The sequence below is a fragment of the Mycobacterium sp. NGS66 genome (assembly GCF_059812225.1).
In genome coordinates this window covers 104484-115936 of the sequence record NZ_JCALCG010000001.1, presented here as the reverse complement: position 1 = coordinate 115936, position 11453 = coordinate 104484, and the positions used below count along the sequence as shown (strand labels likewise).

Below are 11453 nucleotides of genomic sequence, written 5' to 3'. Positions count from 1 at the left end.
GCCGCGCTATCGGCGGCTCGCCGACAACTTAACCGCATACCTCCATGGTCGGCGCTATATCGCTCCCAGCATTAGCACCGTCCAAGCCGCCGTGAGCAGAAGCCCATAGCTGACCAGGACGACGAACCCGACGCGGCGCGGTACCGCGAAACGCCCCGAGGCAGAGCCGGGACGGCGCCGAAGGTACGCAAGCAGGGCGCCCAGCACCACGATCACCGGAACACTGATCGGCCAGCCCGCCAAGACCAGGTAGGGGCCGTGGAAGACGAACACGCCGAACGACGCGAGTATGGCTTCGATCGGCGACGTGTGCGTGTCGATGTGCGACACAGCGAGGCCGAAGGCGAGTACGACACTGGCCAGCAAACAGACCGCACTCGCCATCACGAAAAGCGATACGACGACCCGGCCGAACGACGGCCACCGCGGAGTCGGCTCGAGCGGCGGTGGGTAACTTCCGTACGCAATCCCGTGCGCCCAGGGCGCCTGATTCCCCCAAGTCATTGGCGTAGTCAACCATCATGGCTGGCGGCAAGCTATTCACAGGCGGCTCACAAGCAGTGCGCCTACGGTCGGTAGATAGTTGTGCTAGCGAACCGGAGGGTGGGAGCGTGCCGAGAACAGAGAACGACACCTGGGAGATCACCGAGAGCGTGGGTGCGACGGCATTGGGGGTCGCGGCGGCCCGCGCGGCCGAAACCGAGAGTGCCACACCGCTGATCAGCGACCCGTTCGCGCGGGTGTTCCTGGACGCCGCCGGTGAAGGCATATGGACCTGGTTCGCGGCGCCGGCCGACTTGCCCGCCGAGGTCGTCGAGCTTGAGCCTGACGTCAAGGCGCGGATGCAGGGCATGGTCGACTACATGGCCGCCCGCACCGCGTTCTTCGACCAGGTCTTCCTCGATGCCGCCCGGGCGGGGATCGCTCAGGTGGTGATCCTGGCTGCCGGGCTGGACTCGCGTGCCTGGCGACTGGCCTGGCCGGACGGGATCACGGTGTACGAGCTCGACCAGCCCCGGGTGCTGGAGTTCAAGTCGTCGACGCTGGCCGCCCACGGCGCGGAGCCGACGTGTCGTCTGATCAGCGTTCCGGTCGACCTGCGCCACGACTGGCCGGCGGCATTGCAACAGGCCGGTTTCGACCCCAGCGCGCCCAGCGTGTGGTCGGCCGAGGGGCTGCTGCCGTTTTTGCCGGCGGTCGCGCAGGAGCTGCTTTTCGAGCGTGTCCAGGCGCTGGGCGGACCGGGTAGCCGGATCGCTGTGGAGGCGCCGGGCCCAGACTTTCTGGACCAGGAGGCTTACGCGAAGCGGCGCGAGTCCATGAAACGCGTGCGTGACCTGATGGCCAAGCTGCGGCCCGACGTTCAGCTGCCTGAGGTGCAGGACCTGTGGTATTTCGAGGAGCGCGAAGACGTCGCCGATTGGCTCGGCCGGCACGGCTGGGACGTGTCGGTCACGCCGGCCGAAGAGCTGATGGCCAGCTATGGCCGCACGCCGCCGAGAGACGTCGAAGACGCCGCACCGCAGACTTTGTTCGTGACGGGGGAGAGGAAATGAGCACGGCCAGAACGGATGACGACAGCTGGGAGATCACCGAGAGCGTCGGCGCCACGGCGCTGGGTGTGGCCGCCGCGCGTGCGGCCGAAACCCGAAGTGAGACACCGTTGATCAGCGATCCGTATGCGCAGGTGTTCCTCGATGCCGCCGGTGACGGAGTGTGGAACTGGCATTCGGCCCCGCAGCTGCCGCCCGAACTCGTCGAAGCCGAACCGGAGTTGCCGCTGCAGATGCAGTCAATGGTCAGCTACATGGCTTGCCGGACAGCGTTTTTCGACCAGTTCTTTGTGGACGCCACCAAGGCCGGCATCCACCAGGCGGTGATCTTGGCCGCCGGCCTGGACGCGCGGTCCTGGCGGCTGCCCTGGCCGGACGGGACGACGGTCTATGAGCTGGACCAGCCTCGGGTGCTCGAGTTCAAGTCGTCGACGTTGGCCGAGCACGGCGCAGAGCCGGCGTGCCACCGTGTCGCGGTCCCGGTGGATCTGCGTCAGGACTGGCCGGAAGCGTTGCGGCAGGCTGGGTTTGACGCCAGCTCACCCAGCGCCTGGTCGGCCGAAGGGCTGATGCCGTACTTGCCGGCTGCTGCCCAGGATTTACTGTTCGAACGAGTTCAGGAGCTGACCGTCGCCGGCAGTCGGGTGGCCGTCGAGGCGCTGGGACCGAAATTCCTCGACCCCGACGTACGCGCGAAGCGTCGGGCCCGGATGGAGCGGATTCGCGCGTTCATGTCCGTGGTCGATCCGCAGCGCGAGATCCCCCAGACCGACCAGTTGTGGTACTTCGAGGAGCGCGAAGACGTCGGCAAGTGGTTTGAGCGCCAGGGCTGGGATGTCATGGTGACCCCGAGCGACGAGCTGATGGCCGGCTACGGCCGCAGCGCTCCGAAAGAGGTCGCCGACCAGGTCCCGGGGAATCTGTTCGTCGCCGCCCAGCGGAGGGCGTCTTAATTCGCCGAGCGTGCACTGACGGCGATAAACAGGCACGAATTTCGCAGTAGGTGCACGCTCGGCGCATGGCTGGCCGAGCTCGGCCCCGCGAAAGATTTGCGACACGCCGGTGGTCTGACCACTTTACTCGCGTCACACCAGCCACACTGGCCGCATGGTGGTGCAGCCGGTACGCCGATCGGTGCCCGAGCAGGTTTTCGAGCAGATCGCCGCCGACGTGCTCAGCGGAGAGATGCGACCTGGCGAAGCTTTACCCAGCGAGCGAAGATTGGCGGCGGTTTTCGGGGCGTCACGACCCGCCATCCGCGAGGGGCTCAAGCGGCTTTCTGCGGCCAGTCTGGTGGAGGTGCGCCATGGCGGTGTCACCACCGTGCGCGATTTTCGACGGCATGCCGGCCTGGACGTGCTGCCACGCCTGGTGTTTCGTGACGGCCAGCTCGACGCGGGCGTTTTCCGCAGCATTCTCGAGGCGAGGCTGCGTATCGGTCCGAAGGTCGCGGAGCTGGCCGCCGAGCATCACGGACCGGAACTGGCCGAATTGCTGGCGGATTCGCTCCGCGTCCTCCAGGCCGAACAGAGCCCGCTTCAGTGGCATTACGACACGCTCGCCTTCTGGGATCATGTGGTCGATGGCGCCGGGTCGATCGTTTTCCGGTTGATGTACAACGCTTTCCGCGCCGCCTACGAGCCGGCGCTGGCTGCGCTGAGCGCCGCCATGGGCACTGAGGTGAAGCGTCCGGATGCGTACCGAAAGCTAGCCGACGCGATTTGCGCCGGGGACTGCGCCGGCGCCAGGCAGGCCGCCCACGACGCACTGGAACTCGCGAACGCGACATTGACGGCCGCTTTGGACAGCCAAGGGGATCGGCGATGACCGCCCACACCGTGATCACCACCTATCTGCGCGAGCAGATACAGCCGGGGATCGACGCGGTCGGCGGCTTCTACCGCACCTGCGTGCTGACCGGAAAAGCATTGTTCCGACGGCCTTTTCAGTGGCGTGAGGCGATCGAGCAAGGCTGGTTCATCACAAGTGTCTCGTTGCTGCCAACCCTTGCGGTCTCGATTCCCCTGACGGTGCTCATCATCTTCACGCTCAACATCCTGCTGGCGGAGTTCGGCGCCGCCGACATCTCGGGCGCGGGCGCCGCACTGGGCGCGGTCACCCAACTGGGCCCGCTGACCACGGTATTGGTGATCGCCGGCGCGGGGTCCACCGCCATCTGTGCCGACCTGGGCGCCCGCACCATCCGCGAGGAGATCGATGCGATGGAGGTTCTCGGCATCGACCCGATCCACCGACTGGTGGTACCCCGGGTCGTCGCCGCAACGATCGTCGCGACGCTGCTCAACGGAGCGGTGATCACCATCGGCCTCGTCGGCGGTTTCGTGTTCGGCGTGTTCATCCAACACGTCTCGGCCGGCGCCTATGTCAGCACATTGACTTTGGTCACCGGCCTGCCCGAGGTGGTCATCTCGGTGGTCAAGTCGGCCACGTTCGGGATGATCGCCGGACTGGTCGGCTGTTATCGCGGCCTGACCACCAAGGGCGGGCCCAAAGGCGTCGGCACCGCCGTCAACGAAACGTTGGTGTTGTGCGTCATCGCGCTGTTCGCGGTCAACGTGGTACTGACCACCATCGGCGTCCGATTCGGAACGGGGCGCTAGATGTCGGTTGTCACGGTACTGCGCACGCGCTACCCCAGAGCCAACCGGTACGGCGTCGGCACGGCCCAAAGCTTCGAACAGATCGGGATTTTCGCGAGGTTCACCCGGATCAGCCTCTGGGAAATCGGGTGGGCACTGCGCCGCTATCCCAGGGAGACGCTGCGGCTCATCGCCGAGATCGGCATGGGCACCGGCGCGATGGCCGTCGTCGGCGGCACGGTCGCGATCATCGGCTTTGTCACCCTGTCCGGCGGGTCGCTCATCGCCATCCAGGGCTTCGCGTCGCTGGGCAACATCGGTGTGGAGGCCTTCACCGGATTCTTTGCCGCCCTTGCCAATACCCGCGTCGCAGCACCCATCATCGCCGGTGTCGCGCTGGCCGCCACGGTCGGTGCCGGTGCCACCGCACAATTGGGCGCAATGCGGATCAGCGAGGAGATCGACGCGCTGGAAGTCATGGGCATCAAGTCGATCTCGTTTCTGGTGTCCACCCGAATCCTGGGTGGGCTGGTGGTGATCGGACCGCTGTACGCGCTGGCCCTCGATATGGCCTTCACATCCGGTCAGGTGGTCACGACGGTGTTCTACGGCCAGTCCAACGGCACCTACGAGCACTACTTCCGCACCTTCCTGCGTCCCGAGGACGTCGGTTGGTCGGTGGTGGAGGTCGTCGTCATCGCGGTGGTGGTGATGATCACTCATTGCTACTACGGCTACACCGCCAGCGGCGGTCCGGTCGGTGTGGGCCAGGCCGTCGGCCGGTCGATGCGATTCTCGCTGGTGTCGGTCGTGGTGGTGGTCCTATTGGCCCAGTTGGCGCTCTACGGCGTCGACCCGAACTTCAATCTCACGGTGTAACCGCCATGACGACGCCGGTGACGCGGAAGTCCCGCCGCGTGTGGGTTTACCTGGAAGGCGTGGCCTTGCTGTTGGCCGGCGTATTGGTTCTGGTGTTGGTGTACTTCCAATTTCGCGGGGACTTCACGCCCAAGACCGAGCTGACAATGGTGGCGTCCCGGGCCGGGCTGGTGATGGAACCTGGCGCGAAAGTCACCTACAACGGGGTGCAGGTGGGCCGCGTCGCCAGCATCTCGGAGATCGAGCGTGACGGCAGGCCGGCGGCCCAACTGATGCTGCACGTCAATCCGGAATACATCAGCCTGATTCCGGTCAACGTGGTAGCCAACATCGAGGCGGCCACGCTGTTCGGCAACAAGTATGTGTCGCTGGTCTCGCCGGAAAACCCTAAGCCGCAGCATATTTCGTCGCGCGACGTGATCGACGTGCGGTCGGTGACCACCGAGTTCAACACTTTGTTCGAGACGGTCACGTCGATCGCCGAGAAGGTGGACCCGATCGAGCTGAACTCGACGTTGTCCGCGGTGGCTCAGGCGTTGGACGGGCTCGGCGCCAAGTTCGGCGAGTCGATCGTCAACGGCAATCACATTCTGGACCAGTTGAATCCGCGGATGCCCCAGGTTGGCTACGACGTGCGCCGGTTGGCCGATCTCGCCGAGATCTACGCCCGCTCGTCGCCGGATTTGTGGAACTTTCTCCGTAACGCGTTGACCACCGTCCGTACGTTGACCAGGCAACAGCACGACCTGGATGCGGCATTGCTGGCGGCGGTGGGCGCGGGTAAAACCGGCGAGGACATCTTCACCCGGGGCGGCCCGTATCTGGCGCGCGGTGCCGCCGATTTGGTACCGACCGCCGCGCTGCTCGACGAGTACAGCCCGGAACTGTTCTGCATGATCCGCAACTTTCGCGACGCCGCCCCCAAGGTTGCGAATGCGGCTGGCGGGAACGGCTATTCGCTGGCGGCCGCCGGAACGATTATCGGCGCACCGAACCCCTACGTCTATCCGGACAACCTACCGCGGGTCAACGCTCGCGGTGGACCCGGTGGACGCCCGGGGTGCTGGCAGCCGATCACCCGGGAGTTGTGGCCGGCGCCTTATCTGGTGATGGACACCGGCGCCAGCCTGGCGCCCTACAACCACCTCGAGCTCGGTCAGCCGATGTTCACGGAGTACGTCTGGGGCCGCCAATACGGGGAGAACACGATCAATCCATGAAGATCACCGGTACGGCAGTCAAACTCGGCATCTTGTGGTTCGTCCTGTTGGTGTTCACCGTGACGATCATCGTGGTCTTCGGCCAGATGCGCTTCAACCGCACCACCGGATATTCCGCGGTCTTCACCAATGTCAGCGGGCTTCGCGCCGGGCAGTTCGTCCGCGCCGCGGGTGTGGAGGTCGGCAAAGTCGCCAAGGTGACGCTGATCGACGGGGACAAGCGGGTTCTGGTGGATTTCAACGTGGATCACACGCTGCTGCTGGACCAGGCAACGACCGCGTCGATCCGCTATCTCAATCTGATCGGCGACCGCTACCTCGAGCTGCAGCGCGGGTACAGCGGCAAATTGCTGTCCCCGGGTGCCACGATTCCGGTTGAACACACCCAGCCGGCGCTGGATCTCGACGCGCTGATCGGCGGATTTCGCCCACTCTTCAAAGCGTTGGATCCGGACAAGGTCAACAGCATAGCCAAGTCCATCCTCACCGTGTTCCAGGGTCAGGGCGCCACCATCAACGACATCCTCGATCAGACAGCATCATTCACCGCCACGCTGGCCGAGCGGGACCAGGCGATAGGTGAGGTCATCAACAACCTGAACACGATCCTGGCCACCACCGTCAAGCACCAAAAGGAGTTCGACCAGACCGTCGACAAGCTAGAGGTACTGATCACCGCACTGAAGAACCGGGCCGATCCGTTGGCCGCCGCCGCCGCGCACATCAGCAACGCCGCAGGAACCCTGGCCGACCTGCTCGGCGAGGACCGGCCGTTGCTGCACCGCACCGTTGGGAACCTTGAACGCATCCAGCAGCCGCTGATAGAACAGCTGCCAGTGCTCGACAACGTGTTGGGCAAGTTGCCGGGCGCCTACCGGATCATCGGCCGTGCCGGCGGCACTTACGGCGACTTCTTCAACTTCTACCTGTGCGATATCTCGTTGAAAGTCAACGGGTTACAGCCCGGCGGCCCGGTACGGACCATCAAGCTCTTCAGCCAGCCCACCGGGAGGTGTACGCCGCAGTGAGGACGCTGACCGAATTCAACCGGGGCCGGGTCGGGCTGATGGGTGTGGTCGTCACGGTGCTTGTCATCGGTGTGGCACAAAGCTTTACCAGCGTGCCGATGTTGTTCGCCACACCCGTCTACTACGCGCAATTCACAGACACCGGCGGGCTCAGCGCCGGCGACAAGGTGGAAATCTCCGGCGTGAACGTCGGTCTGGTGCGATCGGTGCAGATCCAGGGCAACCGGGTGCTGATCGGTTTCTCGTTGGCCGGCAGGACGATCGGGACCCAAAGCCGGGCTGCGATCCGCACCGATACCATTCTCGGCCGCAAGAATATGCAAATCGAACCACGCGGCTCAGCGCCGCTGCGGCCCAACGGTGTTCTCTCGTCGGCGCAGACCACCACGCCGTATCAGGTTTATGACGCCTTCGTCGATGTCACCAAGGCGGCGACCGGCTGGGATATCGAGGCGACCAAGCGATCGCTGAAAGTGCTGTCGGAGACCTTCGATCAAACGGCCCCGCATTTGAGTGCTGCCCTCAGTGGTGTGAAGGACTTTGCCGACAGCATCGGACAGCGCGGCGAGCAGATCAAACGACTGCTGGTGAATGCCAACAAGCTTGCGCGGGTGTTCGGCGACCGCAGCGGGCAGGTGAACAACCTGCTGGTCAACGCCAGCACGCTGCTGGCGGCATTTCGGGAACGCAGTCAGGCGCTGAGCATTCTGTTGAGCAACGTCTCCGAAGTGTCGACTCAGGTGACCGCGCTGCTGCGGGAGAATCCCAACCTCAACCATGTGCTGGTCGAATTGAGGACGGTCAGCGACGAGTTGGTTAAGCGCAAGAATGACCTCGCCGAGGTGCTGGTGCTGCTCAGCAGATATACCGCTTCCCTGACCGAGGCCGTCGGTTCCGGGCCGTACTTCAAGGCGATCGTGGCCAATCTGTTGCCCTACCAGATCCTGCAGCCGTGGGTCGACGCGGCGTTCAAGAAGCGCGGCATCGATCCCGAACAGTTCTGGCGCAGCGCCGGACTGCCGGCATTCCGGTTCCCCGACCCCAACGGCACCCGCTTCCCCAACGGCGCACCGCCGCCCGCGCCGCCGGTGCTGGAAGGCACGCCGGCGCATCCGGGGCCCGCGGTACCGCCCGGATCGCCGTGTTCGTACACGCCAGCCGCCGACGCGCTACCACGGCCGGGAAACCCGTTGCCGTGCGCGATGACCGACGAAGGGCCTTTCGGCCCAGCACCTTTCGGGTTTCCAGTGCCGCTCGATGTCCAGACCTCGCCTCCCAACCCCGGCGGCTTGCCACCCACACCCGGTGTGCCGAGCGCGGGCCGGCCGGGGCAGACCCCGCCGGCTGCGCCCGGCACGCCCGTGCCGTTGCCGGCGCATGCGCCTCCCGGAGCGCGCACCGAACTGCCGGGCCCGGTCACCGGTTTCACCCCGCCGCCGGCGCTGCCGCCGGTGCCCGCCCCACCAGGACCCGGGCCGCAGCTACCGGCGCCGTTCATCACCCCCGATGGGACGGGAGGTAGCTCGCAATGAGCACGATCTTCGACATCCGTCAGATCCGACTGCCGAAAGTGTCTCGCACGACAGTGATTATCGGCGCCCTGGTGGTGGTGCTGGCGCTGATCGCCGTCGCGGTCGGGACGCAGTTGTACCGACGACTGACCACCACGACCGTCGTCGCGTACTTTTCTGAGACGCTCGGGCTTTACCCCGGTGACAAGGTACAGATAATGGGTGTGCGGGTCGGCTCGATCGACAAGATCGAGCCGGCGGGCGACCGGATGCGAGTCACGTTGCACTACAACAGCAAATACAAGGTGCCGGCCAACGCTAACGCGTCCATTCTCAACCCCAGCCTGGTGGCCTCCCGCAACATTCAGCTGTCACCGCCCTATACCGGTGGGCCGGTGCTGAGGAACGGCGCGGAAATCCCGATCGAGCGCACCCAGGTGCCCGTCGAGTGGGACCAACTGCGCGAGTCCATCAGCAGCATCCTGCGGCAGTTGGGCCCGACGGCGGAGCAGCCGAAGGGGCCGTTCGGCGAGCTGATCGAATCGGCGGCGGACAACCTGGCCCGAAAAGGCAAGCAGGTCAACGAAACCCTCAACGCATTGTCGGACGCGTTGACCGCGTTGAACGAAGGCCGAGGGGACTTTGTCGCGATCACCCGCAGCCTCGCGCAGTTCGTCAGTGCGCTGTACCAGAACGATCGACAGTTCACCGCGCTCAACGGCAACCTGGCCGAGTTCACCGACTGGTTCACCAAGTCCGACCACGATGTTGCCGACACGGTCAAGCATGTGGACGAGGTGCTTGCCAGGGTCCGAACGTTTCTGGGGGACAACGGTTCCGTGCTGGCCAAAGATGTGAACAACCTCGCCGATGTGACCACCACGATCCTGCAGCCGGAGCCGCGCGACGGCCTGGAGACTGCGTTGCACGTGCTGCCCACTTATGCGGGCAATTTCAACAACATCTATTACCCACTGCATAGTTCGCTGGTCGGGTTGTTCGTGTTCCCGAACTTCGCGAACCCCATTCAGTTCATCTGCAGCACCATCCAGGCCGGCAGCCGCCTGGGCTACCAGGACTCCGCCGAGTTGTGTGCGCAGTACTTGGCGCCGGTGCTGGACGCCATCAAGTTCAACTACCCGCCGGCCGGCGTCAACCTCTTCAGTTCGGCTGCGACTTTGCCCAAAGAGGTGGCTTACTCCGAGGATCGGTTGCGCCCGCCATCGGGCTACAAGGACACCACCGTGCCTGGGATCTTCGCGCGGGACACACCGTTTTCGCACCGCAACTCCGAGCCGGGGTGGGTGGTGGCGCCCGGCATGCAGGGCACGCAGGTTCAGCCGGCCACCGCGAGCATGTTGACCCCCGAATCGCTGACCGAGCTCATGGGTGGCCCCAATATCGAGCCCCCGGCCCCGGGAACGAACCTGCCCGGACCGCCGAACGCTTACGACGAGTCGAATCCGCCTCCGCCGCCCGGGTTTCCGCCACCGCCTCAGACTAGGCCGGGGCCATGAGAGCGTTGGTTGTCCGCGCAGGACGCCGCGGGCTGGTGTTGCTGCTGACGGCAGTGGTGCTGACGTCATGTTCCTGGCGGGGCATCGCCAACGTGCCGCTGCCGATCGGCCGTGGCACCAGCGCGAATCATCTGACCATCTATGTGCAAATGCCGGACAGTTTGGCGCTCAACACCAACAGCCGGGTAAGGGTAGCCGACGTATGGGTCGGCACGGTGCGAGACATCAAACTGAAGAACTGGATCGCGGTCCTCACCTTGGATTTGGACCCGAACGTGAAGCTGCCGGCGAACGCTACCGCGAAAATCGGTCAGACCAGCCTGCTGGGCACGCAGCACGTCGAGCTGGCTGCGCCGCGAGATCCGTCACCGGTGCCGCTGAAGAGCGGCGACACCATCGGGCTGAGGAACTCGTCGGCCTACCCCACCGTCGAGCGGACGTTGGCGAGTGTCGCGGTCATCCTCAACGGCGGCGGCATCCCGAACCTCGACCTGATTCAAACCGAGGTCATCAAGATCCTCGACGGGCATGTCGACCAGGTGCGTGACTTCCTCAAGAAGCTAGCCATTTTCACCGCCGAGCTGAACAGGCAACGCGACAGCCTCACCCGGGCAATCGATTCGACCAATCATCTGCTGAGCATCGCGGCTGACCACAATGACACGCTGGACCGGCTGCTCACCGACATTCCGCCGCTGATCCAACATTTCGCCGATACGCGTGAATTGTTCGCCGACGCAACCGAATCCCTGGGCCGATTCAGTGACGCGGCCAACCGGGCGCTGCTGGACACCCGGCCCAACCTGCACCAGAGCCTGCAGTCCCTGCAGCGGCCGTTGCAGCAACTCGAGCGGGCCGCGCCGTACGTGGTCGACGCGCTGAGACTGGGCCTGACAGCGCCGTTCAACATCGACAAAGTGCCGCAAGTGATTCGCGGCGACTATGTCAACATATCCGGCGCCCTGGACCTGACGCTGTCCACCATCGACAACACCATGCTGAGCGGCACCGGGCTCTCCGGATGGTTGCGGGCGCTCGAGCAGTCGTGGGGACGCGATCCCAACACCATGATCCCCGACGTTCGGTATACGCCCAACCCCAACGACGCACCCGGCGGGCCCCTGGTGGAACGGAGCGAGTGAAAG

Annotated in this window: 11 protein-coding genes; 10 read left to right on the top strand and 1 reads right to left on the bottom strand. The window is 65.0% G+C overall.

The features are described from left to right. Positions 1-54: 54 nt before the first annotated feature. The gene (locus AC5Y2L_RS00530; protein WP_499938492.1) at positions 55-504 is read right to left on the bottom strand and encodes a hypothetical protein; all 450 of its coding nucleotides are present in this window, start codon (positions 502-504) and stop codon (positions 55-57) included. Positions 505-611: 107 nt separating this feature from the next. Here AC5Y2L_RS00530 and AC5Y2L_RS00525 point away from each other — a divergent pair, with 107 nt between their 5' ends. The 10 genes from AC5Y2L_RS00525 to AC5Y2L_RS00480 all read left to right on the top strand — a co-directional run bounded on the left by AC5Y2L_RS00525 (position 612) and on the right by AC5Y2L_RS00480 (position 11450). Further along, positions 612-1556: a class I SAM-dependent methyltransferase gene (locus AC5Y2L_RS00525; RefSeq protein WP_499938490.1), complete on the top strand. Its 945-nt coding sequence runs from the start codon at positions 612-614 to the stop codon at positions 1554-1556. After that, positions 1553-2506, top strand: a complete 954-nt coding sequence (locus tag AC5Y2L_RS00520; RefSeq protein WP_499938488.1) for a class I SAM-dependent methyltransferase — start codon at positions 1553-1555, stop codon at positions 2504-2506. Before AC5Y2L_RS00525 ends, AC5Y2L_RS00520 begins: the two co-directional genes overlap by 4 nt. A gap of 154 nt (positions 2507-2660) precedes the next feature. After that, on the top strand, positions 2661-3380 hold the full coding sequence (locus tag AC5Y2L_RS00515) for a FadR/GntR family transcriptional regulator (RefSeq protein WP_499938486.1): 720 nt from the start codon (positions 2661-2663) through the stop codon (positions 3378-3380). Beyond that, positions 3377-4174, top strand: a complete 798-nt coding sequence (locus tag AC5Y2L_RS00510) for an MlaE family ABC transporter permease (RefSeq protein WP_499938484.1) — start codon at positions 3377-3379, stop codon at positions 4172-4174. The genes AC5Y2L_RS00515 and AC5Y2L_RS00510 overlap by 4 nt, the downstream gene beginning before the upstream one ends. Continuing rightward, a complete protein-coding gene (locus AC5Y2L_RS00505; protein WP_499938482.1) occupies positions 4175-5032 on the top strand; it encodes an MlaE family ABC transporter permease in 858 nt (285 codons plus the stop codon). Positions 5033-5037: 5 nt separating this feature from the next. Next, entirely contained in the window at positions 5038-6252 is a 1215-nt protein-coding gene (locus AC5Y2L_RS00500; protein WP_499938480.1) for an MCE family protein, read from the top strand. Beyond that, the gene (locus tag AC5Y2L_RS00495; RefSeq protein ID WP_499938478.1) at positions 6249-7280 is read left to right on the top strand and encodes an MCE family protein; all 1032 of its coding nucleotides are present in this window, start codon (positions 6249-6251) and stop codon (positions 7278-7280) included. Before AC5Y2L_RS00500 ends, AC5Y2L_RS00495 begins: the two co-directional genes overlap by 4 nt. Next, positions 7277-8812 carry a virulence factor Mce family protein gene (locus AC5Y2L_RS00490; RefSeq protein ID WP_499938476.1) on the top strand — a complete coding sequence of 512 codons (1536 nt, stop codon included), beginning with the start codon at positions 7277-7279 and terminating at the stop codon, positions 8810-8812. Before AC5Y2L_RS00495 ends, AC5Y2L_RS00490 begins: the two co-directional genes overlap by 4 nt. Further along, complete coding sequence (locus tag AC5Y2L_RS00485) at positions 8809-10308, top strand: virulence factor Mce family protein (protein ID WP_499938474.1); 1500 nt, start codon at positions 8809-8811, stop codon at positions 10306-10308. The genes AC5Y2L_RS00490 and AC5Y2L_RS00485 overlap by 4 nt, the downstream gene beginning before the upstream one ends. After that, the gene (locus AC5Y2L_RS00480; protein ID WP_499938472.1) at positions 10305-11450 is read left to right on the top strand and encodes a virulence factor Mce family protein; all 1146 of its coding nucleotides are present in this window, start codon (positions 10305-10307) and stop codon (positions 11448-11450) included. Before AC5Y2L_RS00485 ends, AC5Y2L_RS00480 begins: the two co-directional genes overlap by 4 nt. Positions 11451-11453 lie beyond the last annotated feature (3 nt).